The sequence below is a fragment of the Peptostreptococcus faecalis genome (assembly GCF_900240845.1).
GTDB lineage: Bacteria > Bacillota > Clostridia > Peptostreptococcales > Peptostreptococcaceae > Peptostreptococcus > Peptostreptococcus faecalis.
This window is the reverse complement of record NZ_OERU01000001.1, coordinates 697,277-713,935: the sequence shown is the minus strand read 5'-3', so window position 1 is coordinate 713,935 and position 16,659 is coordinate 697,277. Positions and strand designations below refer to the sequence as shown.

Genomic DNA, 16,659 nt, shown 5'->3' with positions numbered 1-16,659 from the left:
ATATTAATTCTGTATACATATATTTTATTCGTATTTTTGTTTTTTTGCAATAGTAATTACGTATTTTTTTTTCATTTTTATATAAAATTTCTAGAATATAGGATTGTTTGGCGAATTATAACAGGCTTTTTAATGCATGAATGTTCGTGTTCATGAAAAATATTCAGATTTTTTATTCTAATTCCATTATATATTGTTCGACTCTTTTTATTACTCTTTCTCTTCCCATTATTTGCTGTATACTCCATAAATCTGGTGATTGTTGTCTTCCAACTACCGCAACTCTTATAGCAGTAGATACATCTGTTATATTTCCCTTGAAGGCTTCTGGGTTTTGCTTAAATTCTTTATTATTTGATGTAAATCCATTTGAATCTGTAATTTCTTTTACTTTTTCAAACCATGTTTCATTAGTATCCTCTTGATTGTATGTTGAAACATAATCTTTCAATATTTTTAACGCATCCTCTTTTGATACTCTTTCTGGTAATGAATCTATATGTTTAAATCCTTCATCAAAGTAATATCCAATAAAGTCCATTATTTGAGTACAATTAATTAGATCTTTTCTTGGTTTTTTGCCATCTCTTCCTATAGAAAGCAACTGAACTAAATCATCTTTATATTTTAGCAATAATTCATTTGCTTCTTTATCAAATTTTTCAGACCATTTAATCATAAAATCTAAAATATATTCTGAAGACATTTTTACTAATACATCTTTAGATATATCATTTAATTTATTCATATCAAACAATGCACCTGATGAATTCATATTCTTTACCTTAAATGGAAAATCTTTATGAGATGCATCTTTGTTTTTTAATCGCCACTCTTCATAATTAGAGTTCATAAGCGTCATTAAATATTCAGTTACAGACTCTGGGAAATAACCATCCTTCATGTAGTACTCTAGTGATAGTTCTGGATCTTTTCTTTTTGATAGTTTTCTTTTTTTACCGTTATCAACTTTCATAAGATGAGCAGTGTGGTTGTAGTTTGGTCTTCTCCATCCCATTAGGAAAAATAGTTCTAAATGTATAGGTAAAGTCGATAGCCACTCTTCTCCTCTTACTACATCTGTTATTCTCATAAAATGATCATCTACTACATGTGCAAAGTGGTAAGTCGGTATACCATTATTCTTTAAAATAACTACATCTAAATTATTCTGTCTTACAGTAATTTCACCTCTAATACCATCTTTAAATTTCATAGCAACATCTACGTCGCCAGTTGACTTTAATCTTAAAGTCCAAGGCTTACCTTGAGAAATATTTTCTTTAATTTGATCAAGGCTTAAATTTCTATCAGTTGCCCATTTGCCATAATATCCAGTATTTACGCCTTCTTTTTCCTGTTCTTCTCTTAATGTTGCCATTTCTTCTTCAGTTATAAAAGAAGGATATGCATATCCCTTTTCAGTCAAAAATTTAGCTGCTACCTGATATATTTCTTTTCTTTCACTTTGTCTATATGGCCCGTATTCACCTTTTTGACCATCAACAGTTACACCTTCGTCAAATTCAATTCCAAAAAATTTCAAAGAGTTGATTATCAATTCTTCAGAACCTTCAACTTTTCTCTTGTCATCTGTATCTTCTATTCTAAGAAGCATTATACCATCATTTAAATGTGCTATTCTTTCATCAGCTAAAGCGCCATATAAATTCCCCAGATGAATAAATCCAGTAGGGCTAGGACCCAATCTAGTTACTTTCGCCTTCTTATCTAAATTTCTTTCAGGAAATTTTTCTTCATAATATTCTAACGTTTTATCAATTTCTGGAAATAATAATTCCGCTAATTCTTTACTCATATTTTCAACGTGGAAAATCCACTTCCTCCCATCTTATTTTATAATCATTTAACATTATATCATATTTTACTAAACATATTATAAAACAAATTAAAGTTAGTTTTTTATATTAGTTATATCTAAAAAAATATAAATACAAAAGGCCAATACTACTCGTATCAGCCCTTTGTATTTATATTATGCTTCTATAAAAAAACTAATTTCCCCTTCTACGCACAGTTCTCCATCACAGCATATCTTCCCTGATCCTGAACCAAAATTCTTTCTAATCTTAATTATTTCTACGTAAATATCCAGTTTGTCGCCTGGAACAACCTCACGTCTGAATTTAGCATTTTTTATCCCCGAAAAGAAGGCTATTTTACCTTTATTTTCTGGTATTGAAAGTATTGATACCGCTCCAGCTTGTGCCATTGCCTCTATTAGCAAAACGCCCGGCATCACATTATGATCTGGAAAATGGCCCTGAAACCAAGGTTCTGTCGCCGAAATGCACTTTACAGCATGTGTACTTTTTCCAACTTCCATTTCTATAACTTTATCTATAAGTAAGAAGGGATATCTATGCGGTATAATTTCTTTAATTTCTTCTATATTTAACAAATTCATATTTTTTTGCTATACAATCTATAGTTAGCAAATACTCCCTTCTATTTATATTTTTTTAATAATAGAGAAGAGTTGTGCCCCCCAAATCCTAAGGAATTCGACAACGCGTACTCTATTTCTTGAAATCTTGTTCCTTCAACTACATAATCTAAATCACATTTTTCATCCGGAACTTTGTAATTTGCCGTAGCTGGAATAAAACCTTCTTTGAGTGCATATCCACATATTAATGCTTCAACTGCTCCTGCTGCACCTAACATATGACCTGTCATAGATTTTGTTGATGATACAGCTAGCTCATAGCTATGATCACCAAAGACTTTTTTTATAGCTCCAGTTTCAATTTCATCATTCATCTGAGTGCTAGTACCATGAGCATTAATATAGTCGACACTTTTTTTATCTATGCCAGATTCCTCTATCGCACCTAACATTGACATAAATGCACCTTTTCCATCTGGATTTGGAGCAGTAATGTGATAAGCGTCACTTGTCTGACCAAAACCAACCACCTCACATATTATATTTGCATTTCTGCTTAGTGCACTATCTAATGATTCTAGTAAAAGAACTCCTGCACCTTCTCCCATCACAAAGCCATTTCTTTCCTTGTCAAATGGAATAGAAGCTCTATTTATATCATCGCTTGAAGACATCGCAGCCATAGCCTCAAACCCTGATAGACCTAGTTCACAAACTGAGGCTTCACAACCTCCTGCAAATACTGCATCTTGATAACCGTCTTTAATAAGCCTAAATGCATGCCCTATAGAATCAGTACCGGTAGCACATGCACTTACATCTGATATACATACACCTCTTGTGCCTAATTCTATTGAAATATGACCAGCAGCCATGTTGATGATTGCTTTTGGAATGAAGTGGGATGATACTCTTCTAGGACCTTTATCAAGATATTTTGCATAGGCTTCCTGTATAGTCGTAAGTCCTCCTATTCCACTTCCTACAACTATTCCAGTTCTAAATTGATTATCTTCATTAATAACATAACCACTATTTTCACTAGCCTGTTTTGCAGCTGCAATTGCAAACTGAACAAATCTATCTTTTTTCTTATGCCCAGATATTCCAAACTCTACTGGATCAAAATCCTTGACCTCTGCTGCTAATTTAGTTTTATATTCCGAGTTATCAATCGCTTCTATCTCGCTAATTCCGTTAGTACATTTTTTTATGTTATCAACAAATTTTTCAACGGAGTTACCTACTGGGCTTATGACTCCTGCCCCTGTCACAACGACTCTTCTACTCATAAATGTAAACCTCCTATTTTAATTTAAATGGATGATAATCCTCCATCTATGCTTATTACTTGACCAGTTATATATCTTCCATAGTCACCTGCTAAATAAGATACCATATTAGATATGTCTTCTGGTAATCCCACAGATTTCATAGGAACACTTTCTATAATTTTTTCTTGTATTTTATCAGATAATGCGTCTGTCATATCCGTTTTTATAAAACCAGGAGCAATTGCATTGACTGTGATTCCATATGCCCCCAACTCTGCTGCAAGAGTCTTTGTCATACCAACTACACCTGCTTTTGATGCTGAATAATTTACTTGACCAATATTGCCAACTAATCCAGCTAGAGAAGACATATTTATTATTCTGCCATATTTTTGCTTAGTCATTTTTCTAACTACTTGCTTCGTGCAATTGAATACACCTTTTAAATTTATATCAATGACATCATCGAAGTCATTTTCTTTCATCCTAATAAACAGTTTGTCCCTAGTAATTCCAGCATTATTTACTAGCACATCAATATGACCATATTTTTCATATATTTCAGAAAAAGCTTTCTCTGTCTCTTCGTAATTGCTAACATCAAACTTTACAGAAAAAGATTCTATACCTTTAGAAAGTAAATCTTTTTCCAGTTCATTTGCTTGAATATCAGAATTAACATAATTAAAACCTACTATATACCCATCAAGACCTAATTTTTCTACAATAGATTTTCCTATACCTCTCGTACCACCTGTTACAAAAGCTACTTTTTTATTATTTTCCATAAGTTACCTCTTAAAATATTCAACTATAAGCTTAAATTTTTAATATCTTCTAAATTCTGTATATTTATAATTTTTACAGACTTATCTATTTTTTTGACAAAATTAGATAAACTCTTGCCTGGGCCAAGCTCAACAAACACTTCACACCCCGACTCAATCATATTTTCTACGCATTTTTGGAACAATACACCAGTATACATTTGCTTTTGTAATTTACTTACAACATCAGTATCATCGGTGTATTTAAGTGAATCTACATTAGAATAAACGTCTTCGTTAGATTTTTTAAAATTGACCTTCTCTAAATATTTTCCGAATATCTCTGAAGAAGGCTTTAGAATCTCTGTATGGAATGGGCCTTCCACATTGAGCCTTATCACTCTTTTTATTCCTTCTTTTTTACACTCTTGCTCAAATCTTTCTAATGCATCAAATTCTCCACCTACAACAATTTGATCAGGGGAATTGATGTTGCAGATTGAAAGAATGCTTTCACCTCTGCTTTTTTCAATAATGTTTTCTATTGTACTTTTATCTGTTTTTAAAACAGCTGACATAGAGCCTCTATTGGCCGCACCTTCCTGCATTATCTCCCCTCTTTTTTTAATAAGAGATATCGCTTCTTCAAGCTCAATACTGCCTGATGCACAAAGAGCTGAGTATTCTCCTAAACTAAGTCCAGCCATGCAAACAATATCTATATTATCATTATCAAATTCTCTAAATGAATAATACAGGGCTAAACTATTTAAAAAAATAGCCAACTGACTATATTTAGTATGTGACAAATCTTCAATTCTAGCATGTTCTATTATACTATATGTATCACTATCCAGTATTTTTTTTGCTACATCATACACTTCTTTTGATACTGAATTTGAAGATAGTATATCTTTTCCCATACCTTCATACTGTGAACCCTGACCAGGAAATAGTAATCCTACTTTTTTACTCATAAACTTCCCTTATTGTCCTTTCGTATCCTTCTAACAAGTCATTTATAATAGACTCGCAAGATTCTCTTTTTTTGACCATACCAGCAATTTGGCCAGCCATTACAGAGCCATTATCAACATCTCCGTCCACAACGGCAGATCTCAATTTTCCAGCACCTAGTTTTTCTAATTCCTCAGGACTAGTATTTTCATCTTCTAATTTTTTAAATAGCTTTGAAAATTTATTTTTTAATATTCTCACCGGATGACCTGTTGAGCTACCTGTTACAATAGTTGATGTATCTTTTGCTTTAATGACTTTTTCTTTGTATTCTTCGCTAACACTACATTCATCTGCCACAATAAATCTTGTTCCTACTTGGACTGCTTTAGCACCCAAGCAAAATGCAGCTGCTACACCTCTTCCATCAGCTATACCTCCAGCAGCAATCACTGGTACGTCTACAGCATCTACAATTTGAGGTATTAGCGACATAGTATTCGTTACTCCTATATGCCCTCCTGCTTCTGCTCCCTCTGCAACCAATGCTACTACGCCATCATTTCTTACCATTCTAACCGCTTGAGAAACTGTAGGTACTACAGGTATTATTTTTACTCCAGCTTCATTTAATTTTTTAAAATATTTACCTGGATTACCTGCTCCTGTCACTACTATTTTCACTTTTTCCTCAATAACTGCATCAATCACATCATCAATAAATGGACTTAAAAGCATTATATTAAGTGCAAAAGGCTTATTAGTAAGCTCTTTAGTTTTTCTAATTTGATCTACTATCCAATCTTTTGGAGCATTCCCAGCTGCTATAATTCCAAGGCCTCCAGCATTAGAGACTGCAGCAGCTAGGCTCGAGTCAGACACCCAAGCCATACCACCTTGAAATATGGGAACCTCTATATTTAATATCTCACATATTTCGTTATTTTTCATATTATCATCTCTTCTTTATTTAATATTTTATTGCAATTTTATTATTTTATTTTATTTATATAATCGGCAATTTTTTGAGGTGTTCTCAAAGTTTCTATTACTTCATCTTCAACTTCAATATCAAACTCTTCTTCAATTTCAGTCATTATATCCATTACATCTAATGAGTCAGCACCTAAGTTTTCCTGAATATCGCTATCTGCCTTAATATCTGCTAATTCAACATCCAACTGCTCTGCAAGTATTTCTCTAATTTTTTCTATCATTTTTATATTCTCCCTTATTTACCAATTTTATTTTATTATAATTAAACTATCCTTTTAGGTAGTTTTTATTTAACTATTTTTAATAGTACTCCTCCATAGCTTAATCCGCCTCCAAAAGCAAATGTAAGTACATATCTATCTTGATCATTTACATTCTCTTTTTTTTCCAATTCTTCAAGCGCTTCATCTAACGCTAGCGGAACACTTGCTGAAGAAGTATTTCCATATTCATGTAAATTTACAAACCATTTATCTATAGGAATATTGCTTTTGTTAGAAATTGTATCTATTATTCTTTTATTTGCTTGATGAGGAACAATTAATTCAATTTCATCTTTAGTTATTTTAGCTTTATCCAATAGTTCGTCAATTATTTTTACGCCAATATCTGTTGCAAATTTATATATTTGTCTTCCATTCATTTTTATGTAATCAGGCTCATCATCTGTTACTGAATCATTCGACTTTATAGATAGATATTTCTTAGAATCATATTTTCCTCCTAATAATGTATCTACTATATTTAATCTTTTATGAGGCAAAGTTATAGGATTGACTTCATCTGTATTTTCTAAAATTGCACACCCTGCTGCGTCACCGAACAATACGCATGTCGATCTATCTTCCCAATCAACATGTTTCGTTAGTTTTTCAGCTCCTATCACTATTGCATATTTTTTTCTCATTCCTGTCATTACATCTCTTGCTACTGACAAGGAATATATAAATCCACTACATGCCGCATTCAAGTCAAAACAAACTGCATTCTCAATTCCTAGCATTCCTGAAATCGTAAATGAAGAGGACGGAACTGTCGTATCAGATGACACGCTTGCAAATATTATCAGTCCTATATCATTTTTATCGATATCAATTTTATTCAATGCTTTCTTACAGGCCTCATATGCTAATTCTTCTGTCGTCATTTTTTTAGATATGTGTCTTTTTTTTATGCCTGTTCTTTCAACTATCCACTCATCATTCGTATCTACAATTTTTGATAAATCTTCATTTGTAAGAATATCATCTGTTGTGTGACTACCAGTGGAAATTACGTTAATCCTCATCACTACCTCCGTATTCCTTTAAAAAGAAATTATTGATATTTTTCAAGGCATTCATTAAAGTCATATCTTCATGCAAATCTAAATCTATCATAAGATGATCAACCATCTCATCATGGAAGTTCTTGTGGATTTTAAATACAAGCTCGCCTCTCTTAGTCAAGCTCGCGAGTACTACTCTTCCGTCATTTACATGTCTTGTCCTTTTTGTATAGCCCTTTTTCTCAAGTTTTGTCACTGTTGCAGTCAAAGTCCCCATACTTATTCCGAGTTCTTCTGCCACTTGAGACATTTTTTTACCTCCACCTACTCCTATAGCTTCAATCGCATGAATTTCTGTCATAGATAGATTCTTGATACCTCTTTTTTTCAGTGACTTTTCTTCTATTATTAATATATTTTTAAATAATTCTATTATGATATCGTTAATTATTTTTTTCGTTTCTTCGTAGCTATGTTCCTTTAATGTATTTTTATCTGTGTTATCCATATTGCTATCCTCCTAATATTTGTCTATATTTATCATATCTTCTTTTTAGTATTTTTTCTATAGACAATGAATAGCTTTTTTCAAGAAATTTTAGTATTTCATTTTTAAGATTATAGATTTCCCCACCATCTTCTTTAATTATCTTTTCTATAAATTTATCTTCCATTAAATCCTTTGCTGTCATTCTCATTAATTCAGCGGCTTCTTCTTTTCGATTTGTGTTTTTCCATAAAATACTTGAAAAACCTTCTGGTGATAATATTGAATACACACTATTCTCTAGCATCCAAATTTCATCTGTAACACTAAGAGCTAGTGCTCCTCCGCTTCCACCTTCTCCGATTACTACTGATAGAGTAGGAATTTCTAATCCCGAAAAAGTGCTAATACATTCAGCAATTGATGACGCTTGTCCTCTTTCTTCTGCTTCTATACCACACCCAGCACCCGGTGTATCTACAAAGGTAATCACAGGCAATTTGAATTTTTCTGCATGTTTCACCAATCTAAGTACTTTTCTATATCCCTCTGGATTCGGCATTCCAAAGTTTCTATCTTTTTGTTGACCAATTACCATTACAGAGTAATCACCTATACACCCTATTCCTCCTATAATGCTAATATCATCTGAAAAGGCTCTATCTCCATGCATTTCTAAAAAAGGGTCACAAATGTAATTAATGTAATCCATGGCCTTTTTTCTGTGAGGATTTCTGGATTTTCTAACTATGTCCATCGCTCTCAACGCAATATCCCCCTCTTTTTATTTTTTAAATGTATCTTCAAAATATTATCTAATGTATATTTCATATTTTCTCTTGTTACTACCATATCAACTAACCCATGATCCAATAAAAATTCAGCTCTCTGGAATCCTTCTGGCAATACTGTCCCTGTAACCTGTTGTATTACTCTTGGACCTGCAAATCCTATTAAAGCACCTTTTTCTGCTATCATAATATCACCAAGGCTAGCAAAACTTGCACTTACTCCACCAGTTGTCGGATTAGTCATTATCGATATAAACAGCAAATTATTTTTGGATAGCTTACCTATTGCCTGAGATGTCTTTGCCATCTGCATAAGTGAGAACATACCTTCCTGCATTCTCGCTCCTCCAGAAGCCGAAAAAATAATAAGAGGTAATTTTTTCTTAATAGAAAGCTCTATCGTCTTAGTAATCTTCTCTCCAACCGTCGTTCCCATGCTACCCATCATAAAGTTTGTATCCATGGCTGCTATGACGACTTTATTATTATTTATTTTACCTGTTCCACATACTACGGCTTCGTCTTGTTTTAGAGATGTTCTAAGCTTTTCTTGCTTGTCTCTATATTTAGGAAAATTTAGTGGATCTCTAATTTTCTTTTCTTTAAAATATTCAACAAAGCTATCTTTTTCTATAACACTCTCTATTCTTTCTTTTGCACTCATACTGAAATAATTTCCACAGTGAGGGCATACTTTTTTGCTTAAATCTATATCATCTTTAAAAACCATGTTTTCACATTTTGGACACTTTTCTATATAATTAGGTTGTATGTTAATATGTTTAGCTGGTTTATATTTTTTTCTTTTAAAATGCTCTAAAATCATATCCTAGTTGCCTACCTCCTCTCTATCTTAGATTCTAAGTATGAAGTATCATATTGATTTTTTTTGAAATTTTCATCATCAAACAACTCTTTGTTAAAATCAATATTTGTTTCTACTCCTTCTATTATAAATTCGCTTAAAGCTCTTTTCATTATGCTAATAGATTCTTCTCTTGAGTTTCCAAAAGATATCACTTTTGCTAACATAGAATCATAAAAAGGAAGTATCTTATATCCCTGATATATAGAACTATCTACTCTTACTCCATAACCACCTGGCATATTTAAGCCGCTGATTGTACCTATACTAGGTAAAAAAGAATTTTTTGAATCGTAGGCATTTATTCTACATTCTATTGCATGTCCTTTTATATTTACATCTTCTTGCTTAAATGACAATTTTTTTTGAGATGCAATATTTATCTGTTCTCTAACTATGTCTACTCCTGTAATCATCTCAGTGATAGGATGTTCAACCTGTATTCTTGTATTCATTTCCATAAAGTAGACTTCATCGTTTTTTGAAACCAAGTACTCCATTGTTCCTGCATTCGTGTACTTTACGTGCTTTGCTGCATCAATTGAAATTTTATACAAATAATCCAAAAGTTCTTCCTTAATAGCTCTAGGAGGAGCCTCTTCTATAACTTTTTGATGATTCATTTGTATTGAACAGTCTCTTGCACCAAGATGGACTACATTTCCAAATTCATCAGCCATAATCTGTACCTCTATATGCCTAGGTGATTCAATATATTTTTCAACATATACTCCATCATCTCCAAAAGCATTTTCAGCCTCTTTTTTAGCAGAGTTAAAAGCATGTTCTAATTCATTTTCTTTATTTACAATTCTCATGCCTTTGCCTCCGCCGCCGGATCTTGCTTTGATAATTATTGGATAACCTATGTCTTTTGCAATTTTAGATACTTCTGCTAAATTATCTACCACTCCATCAGATCCTGGAACAACAGGTACACCTGCTTCTTTCATAATTTGCTTAGATATATCTTTGTTGCCCATTATGTCAATTACCTTGCTATTTGGACCAATGAATTTAATATTATATATATCGCACATTTTAGCAAAATTGGCATTTTCAGATAAAAAACCGAATCCAGGATGAATTGCATCCGATCCAGTTATTATAGCTGCATTTATTACCTGTATTTTATTCAAATAGCTATCTTTAGAATTTCTTGGTCCTATGCAAATACACTCATCAGCAATCCTAGTATGCAAAGAATCTCTATCAACATCTGAACAGACAGCTACGCTTTTAATTCCCATATCTTTTAAAGTTCTTATTACTCTGACTGCTATTTCTCCTCGATTCGCTACTAACACTTTTTTTATATCTCTAGACATATCACAGTTAAATCTCCTTTACTTCAAACAAAGTTTGACCAAATTCGACTATCTCTTGATCTTGAACTAATATATTTACTACTTCACAGTCGTATGGTGCTTTAATTTCATTCATAAGTTTCATAGATTCTATTATGCACAAAACATCTCCTTTTTTGGCAATATCACCTTTATTTACAAATTTTTGTTCATCTGGAGATGGTTTATCATAGAAAGTTCCTATTATATTTGAATCTATTTTACTTAAATTTTCTTTTTTTTCAGATTCGGAGTCTACGCAAGCCTCCTCATCTATACGAATATCTTCGCCTGTATTTTCTATATTTTCATCGTAATTTATTTCTTTTTTATTTTGACACTTTAAATTATTTCTCTTGAATTTGCTTTTGTTCTTCTTTTTCAACTTTATTTTTCCTGATTCATCATGATAATCTAATTCTTCTAATCCGCTTTCTTCCATTATCAAAGCTAATTGTTTTATAAATTTTATCTCCATTACACTATCCTCAATTCATTTTTTAATTTGGTACTCAAAGTAATATATTAAATATTATATTCCTATACTTTTTTTATGTCAATATTTATTTTGATAGACAAAGTAATTTATTGCTATTTTTTAACGTTTCATTTTATAAAATCCATTCTAATTACTTGTATTTGCTGTAACTATTCATAATTTCATTATGCAGTTAGTATTTTGTGTTAAGAATAATAAGCATCTATAATTTTTAAATTTGCTATTTATTTTTCATAAAAAATAGTGAGATATTTTCTGTATACATGAAAACACCCCACTATTTTTGTTTTATATTTTTTTGTTAAATTTATATTCCCTTATTTTACTTCGATATATCTATTTTACGACTTCGTTTGACTCATCAGCAGCCCATTCATAAAAAGATGAATCGTAATTTCTTACTTTTTCATAACCTGCATTTTTAAGCGCTAAAGCCATATGAGCAGATCTTATTCCACCAGTACAATACGTAACTATATCATCGTCTTTTTTGATTCCAGATTCATCCATTATTTTTATGATTTCATCATTGCTTTTTATTGTTGCATCATCATTGTAGAACTTATTAAATGGTATGTTTATAGATTTTGGTAAATGTCCACCTCTTGCTTCCCCAAATTTAGTCGCACCATCATACTCATCTTTTTCTCTAGTATCAATTATTTTCAAGTTATCGTATTCTTTTTTTAACTCATCTGTAGAAATATTAATATCTGGATCTATCTTATCTATTTTTACTTCTACCTTTTTAATTTCAGGAATATCTTTTGTAACATCCTTTTTTTCTGATGACCAAAGATCTATCCCTCCATTGAGCATTCTAGCATCTATACCAGCTCTTTTTAATGACCATACTACTCTTCCATCTTCTCCCCATGCATCTTTATTTCCATAGACAACTACTTGTTTCTCTTTTGAAATACCTAGATCACCAAGAGTTTTAGATAGCGTTGCAGCATCTTGAAGTGTCCCCCAGTCCTTGTCTCCTGCTTTTCCATCCATTTTAGCGAGCATTTGCCAACTTACATTAATAGCTCCTGGTATATGCCCTTTTCCATACTCTTTGTCGGTTCTTGCATCAATAATTAGCAACTTGTCATTTTCTTTCATATTCTTTTCTAACCAAGAGATACTCGTTAAATAGTCATTATCATCAAACGAATAATCATCTTTTGTAGTTGCCACCTTTTCTTCTTTTGAATTGTTATCTGTTGAAGTATTAGTTTTTGCACATCCTACAACAGATAAGCTAAACAATACCGTAAACAACATTAATAACGTTTTCTTTCCAAACGTAACCTTCATAGTCTCTCCCCCTTTTTATAATTATTACTATTATATCAATTAAAATCATCTATTTTATATTCTCTTCTATTATATTTACCTATTCATACTGTCTGAAATATTGAAAAAAACAATTCTAAGGTATAAACTCATTCAAATAATTTTATTTAAGTAAATTTGAATATACAAATATATATAAACATAAAAAAAGGAGTTCCCAAAGGAACTCCTTTTCAAGATACTCTAGTAAAATACTAATTATCTTGAACGCATTAATCAATTTAATAGGAAATATATTAATTTAATTAAAGGAAATCGATGTAACTAAAAAACATTTAAAAATTACATCCCACATGGTCTGGCACCATTTATATATGATAACATAAATATTATATTTTAACAATATATTTATACATTTTTTTGATAAGGATGTTAAAATCTAACTTTTATAAAAGAATTATACGATTTTTTTACTTATACTAATAGTAAAATTTAGAATAAAAAATCATCACCTTATAATTAAGTGATGATTTTTATTTAAAATATATATTATCTATACTGCGGAACCTTGTAATTCATTGCCCCTAAATTAGAAGAATAACTACCTATTTCGCTTATCTTCTTTCCTATTTTACTTGGCCATGCAACGTCACTAGCATATTGATGCCAAGTGTAGTTTGTAGACCATTTCATGTCATATAATGTATTCTGATTGTATGTTGAATTATGGATATATTTACTTGCTATCCAAGATGCTGCTCCATCAATACCTGCAGCAACACTTGTCCATCCATTTTTATATGCTGTAGCAGACCCTCCAGCCAAAGCATTACCATCTACTGCTCCAATTCCAAAGAAATTGTACACTGTCTTTCCATTGTATACAGTACCTTTAGCAAGAGCTGAGCTTCCGTACCCTGTTTCTATCATAGAATGTGCAACTAAATAAAGTACATTCACATTATTCTTTTTAGCCGCATTAATAAATGCCTGACCTTGATTATAAAAAACATTTCCAGATTTACAATATTTATTTAAATAACTATTAAGCTGAGATGCCGTCAAATCTTCAGTATACTGATTTAATTGTGCAAATTGCATCATACCTTCTGAATCGCTATAGTTGTTTGGATCCATATATTTTGTTAGCACATCTTTAGTTACTTTTTGCCCCCCATTTTGAGTATCCACGTTAAGAGACTTTGCTAATTGCAAGTCAACATGACTAGAAAGTGTCATTCCCATATCAACATAGTTTATTTCTCCACTAGTAGACTGTTTTGGTGGGTTAGATGATTCGTCTGTTCCAGACTCATCAACAGAAGTTTCTTCATCATTAAGTATAGTTTCCCCAGTTTCTTCTACATAATATGAAGAAACATATCCTTCTTTGCCATCAAATTTAATCTTATACCATCCATTGCTAGAAGATATAAATTGAACCTTATCACCTTTTTTTAAGTCAAAAAGTTTTTCACTAGTTGCATTCATACTCTTTCTAACAGTCAGTTTAGTAGATGTTACTTCCATTATTTCTGAAGAATTAGATTCACCGCCACTATTATCATCAGCTAGAAATTTAGTGGAAACATATCCTGTATTTCCATTGAATTCTATCTTTGTCCAGCTTACGCCTTCTTCTAGTATTTTTACTTTATCTCCCTGTTTTAAGACGCTAATAATACCACTACTCGTGCTTGCAGCTTTTCTAAAGTTTAGTACACTGTTGTTTACTATCTTCGTTTTATTAGAAGCAGGGGCTGTCTTTATATTATTTGCCTTTTCAGATTGAGCTTGCATAGATATTGCATCTTCTTTTACCCAACCTACTTTTTTATTGCTTTTTATATTTAACCAACCGTCACTATTAGATAATATTTCAACTTTATCTCCCTTTTTCAGAACAAAACTTACATCTTGATCTGCACCAGGATTTACTCTTATATTCACAAATTCAAACTTTATAGTTCCTGTTTGCCCAGTTGCTGATACAGAAACTCCAAGTAGTGGAAGAACTGCCAGCGTTGATAGAGCTAGTCTCATATTCAAGTTTATCACTCCTTTTCGAACATATAATACGATTATTATAGCAAATAATTACAACTTTGTAAACAAAAAGTATCTTTTGTTTACAAAATAGTTACATATTCACTAGATACTGTAAAAAATCGAAAAACTTCTTTCCTTTTTTTACTTTTAATTATATAATATTCTAGTATTTGTCCTTTTCTTATTGATCAATATAGTATTTTATATATTAAATATTAAACACTATTGCAATAATATTTTTTAGGATATTAAATAATGACAGTTCGAAACCATCCTGTCAATAAATAAAACTAGGAGGTAATATGAAAAAATTAACTTTAAATGAATTGGTTGTAAATGCTCTTATATGTGCATTATATGTAGTACTAACCTTAGTCAACCCTCTAAGCTATGGAGCGGTTCAATTTAGGTTTAGTGAATTTTTATCCGTAATTCCTTTTTTCAACAGAAAATACATTCCTTCAATAACAGTTGGAGTATTTTTAGCGAATATGTATAGCGAATTTGGACTAATTGATGTATTTGTAGGTGTTTTAATTTGTGTAATATCTTATACAATTAGCTACTATCTTAAAAACGTCTATATAAACGCAAGTATTTATGCAATTCTTTGCGGAATATTGGTAGGTGCAGAAATTTCAATACTTTCAAATATACCATTCTTAGCAACTGCTTTAGCTGTTTTTGCTGGCCAAATTGTGGTTAATCTATTTGGAGCTGTTGTATTCAAAAGAATTAAAGAAAAAACAACTTTATTAGACTAATTTTTATTAGATGACACTGCTATATACAAATTTGTAGCAGTGTCTTTTTTTATGATATAATTTAAATTAAGATAATTACTGCTACTATAAAATTATATGAGAAGGAGGATCTAATCTTTTAAGAATTTTATCTTAAAAATTAGTAATGACTATGTGTAGTGAAAAAATAACAAAATTAAAAAATTATATAGAAGAATCAAACAATATTGTTTTTTTTGGAGGAGCTGGTGTATCTACAGAATCGAATATTCCAGATTTCAGAAGTTCAAATGGTATTTTTAATAAAAAGTTGAATAAACACTTTTCTCCGGAACAACTAGTTTCTCACACTTTTTTTAATCACTATCCAGAAGATTTTTTTGCTTTTTATAAAGATAATCTAGTTTATTCTAATGCAAAGCCTAATAAGGCTCATATAGCTTTGAGCAAACTTGAAGAACAAGGAAAATTAAAAGCTATTATTACCCAAAATGTAGACGGGCTTCACCAAGCAGCTGGAAGTAAAAATGTATACGAACTCCATGGTAGTGCTCATGAAAATATTTGTACTGGATGTAATAGAGTTTATTCTCTTGAAGAGTTTATAAAGTTATCTGGACCTATACCAAAATGTGAAAATTGTGGCTCTATTATAAAGCCAAACGTTGTTTTGTATGAAGAGAGTTTGGATGACTACACAATAAATAAATCTATAAATGCTATATCAAATGCTGATATGTTAATTGTAGGAGGGACATCTCTAGTAGTTTATCCTGCAGCTGGATTTCTTAGCTATTTTAAAGGAAAGTATTTAGTATTAATCAATAAGTCATCGACTTCAGTTGATAAAAATGCTGATTTAGTAATAAATGATTCTATTGGATCTGTTCTTTCAAAAGCTATATTGGATGGTAATTAAACAAT

At 31.3% G+C, this 16,659-nt stretch carries 17 protein-coding genes; 2 read left to right on the top strand and 15 right to left on the bottom strand.

The window, feature by feature from the left end; translation table 11 throughout:
• Positions 1-172: 172 nt before the first annotated feature.
• From gltX to C0982_RS03260, 15 genes are all read right to left on the bottom strand, one after another.
• Positions 173-1,819 (bottom strand): glutamate--tRNA ligase, encoded by a 1,647-nt coding sequence (gene gltX / locus C0982_RS03330; protein WP_101772797.1) that lies wholly within the window; start codon positions 1,817-1,819, stop codon positions 173-175.
• Positions 1,820-1,996: 177 nt separating this feature from the next.
• Positions 1,997-2,428 (bottom strand): 3-hydroxyacyl-ACP dehydratase FabZ, encoded by a 432-nt coding sequence (gene fabZ, locus C0982_RS03325; RefSeq protein WP_101772796.1) that lies wholly within the window; start codon positions 2,426-2,428, stop codon positions 1,997-1,999.
• A gap of 41 nt (positions 2,429-2,469) precedes the next feature.
• Entirely contained in the window at positions 2,470-3,702 is a 1,233-nt protein-coding gene (fabF, locus tag C0982_RS03320) for a beta-ketoacyl-ACP synthase II (protein WP_101772795.1), read from the bottom strand.
• A 23-nt stretch (positions 3,703-3,725) separates the two neighbouring features.
• Positions 3,726-4,472 carry a 3-oxoacyl-[acyl-carrier-protein] reductase gene (fabG, locus tag C0982_RS03315; RefSeq protein ID WP_101772794.1) on the bottom strand — a complete coding sequence of 249 codons (747 nt, stop codon included), beginning with the start codon at positions 4,470-4,472 and terminating at the stop codon, positions 3,726-3,728.
• Positions 4,473-4,495: 23 nt separating this feature from the next.
• Positions 4,496-5,428, bottom strand: coding sequence for an ACP S-malonyltransferase (gene fabD / locus C0982_RS03310; protein ID WP_101772793.1), 933 nt, complete (start codon positions 5,426-5,428; stop codon positions 4,496-4,498).
• Positions 5,421-6,359 carry an enoyl-[acyl-carrier-protein] reductase FabK gene (gene fabK, locus C0982_RS03305; RefSeq protein WP_101772792.1) on the bottom strand — a complete coding sequence of 313 codons (939 nt, stop codon included), beginning with the start codon at positions 6,357-6,359 and terminating at the stop codon, positions 5,421-5,423. The genes fabD and fabK overlap by 8 nt, the downstream gene beginning before the upstream one ends.
• Before the next feature lie 41 nt (positions 6,360-6,400).
• Positions 6,401-6,625 (bottom strand): acyl carrier protein, encoded by a 225-nt coding sequence (locus tag C0982_RS03300; protein WP_101772791.1) that lies wholly within the window; start codon positions 6,623-6,625, stop codon positions 6,401-6,403.
• A 65-nt stretch (positions 6,626-6,690) separates the two neighbouring features.
• Positions 6,691-7,692, bottom strand: coding sequence for a beta-ketoacyl-ACP synthase III (locus C0982_RS03295; protein ID WP_101772790.1), 1,002 nt, complete (start codon positions 7,690-7,692; stop codon positions 6,691-6,693).
• Positions 7,682-8,179, bottom strand: coding sequence for a MarR family winged helix-turn-helix transcriptional regulator (locus C0982_RS03290; RefSeq protein ID WP_101772789.1), 498 nt, complete (start codon positions 8,177-8,179; stop codon positions 7,682-7,684). Before C0982_RS03290 ends, C0982_RS03295 begins: the two co-directional genes overlap by 11 nt.
• Before the next feature lie 4 nt (positions 8,180-8,183).
• The gene (locus C0982_RS03285) at positions 8,184-8,915 is read right to left on the bottom strand and encodes an acetyl-CoA carboxylase carboxyltransferase subunit alpha (RefSeq protein ID WP_101773215.1); all 732 of its coding nucleotides are present in this window, start codon (positions 8,913-8,915) and stop codon (positions 8,184-8,186) included.
• Positions 8,916-8,920: 5 nt separating this feature from the next.
• Positions 8,921-9,775: an acetyl-CoA carboxylase, carboxyltransferase subunit beta gene (gene accD, locus C0982_RS03280; protein WP_101772788.1), complete on the bottom strand. Its 855-nt coding sequence runs from the start codon at positions 9,773-9,775 to the stop codon at positions 8,921-8,923.
• A gap of 11 nt (positions 9,776-9,786) precedes the next feature.
• The gene (gene accC / locus C0982_RS03275; protein WP_101772787.1) at positions 9,787-11,142 is read right to left on the bottom strand and encodes an acetyl-CoA carboxylase biotin carboxylase subunit; all 1,356 of its coding nucleotides are present in this window, start codon (positions 11,140-11,142) and stop codon (positions 9,787-9,789) included.
• Between the two features lie 7 nt (positions 11,143-11,149).
• The gene (gene accB, locus C0982_RS03270) at positions 11,150-11,638 is read right to left on the bottom strand and encodes an acetyl-CoA carboxylase biotin carboxyl carrier protein (protein WP_101772786.1); all 489 of its coding nucleotides are present in this window, start codon (positions 11,636-11,638) and stop codon (positions 11,150-11,152) included.
• 357 nt (positions 11,639-11,995) lie between these two features.
• On the bottom strand, positions 11,996-12,964 hold the full coding sequence (locus tag C0982_RS03265; RefSeq protein ID WP_101772785.1) for a sulfurtransferase: 969 nt from the start codon (positions 12,962-12,964) through the stop codon (positions 11,996-11,998).
• A 528-nt stretch (positions 12,965-13,492) separates the two neighbouring features.
• The gene (locus tag C0982_RS03260) at positions 13,493-14,986 is read right to left on the bottom strand and encodes an SH3 domain-containing protein (RefSeq protein WP_242961505.1); all 1,494 of its coding nucleotides are present in this window, start codon (positions 14,984-14,986) and stop codon (positions 13,493-13,495) included.
• A 308-nt stretch (positions 14,987-15,294) separates the two neighbouring features.
• On the opposite strand from C0982_RS03260, the gene C0982_RS03255 reads away from it, so the two are divergent.
• Positions 15,295-15,756, top strand: coding sequence for a QueT transporter family protein (locus C0982_RS03255; RefSeq protein ID WP_101772783.1), 462 nt, complete (start codon positions 15,295-15,297; stop codon positions 15,754-15,756).
• Between the two features lie 145 nt (positions 15,757-15,901).
• Complete coding sequence (locus C0982_RS03250; RefSeq protein ID WP_242961484.1) at positions 15,902-16,654, top strand: NAD-dependent protein deacylase; 753 nt, start codon at positions 15,902-15,904, stop codon at positions 16,652-16,654.
• Positions 16,655-16,659 lie beyond the last annotated feature (5 nt).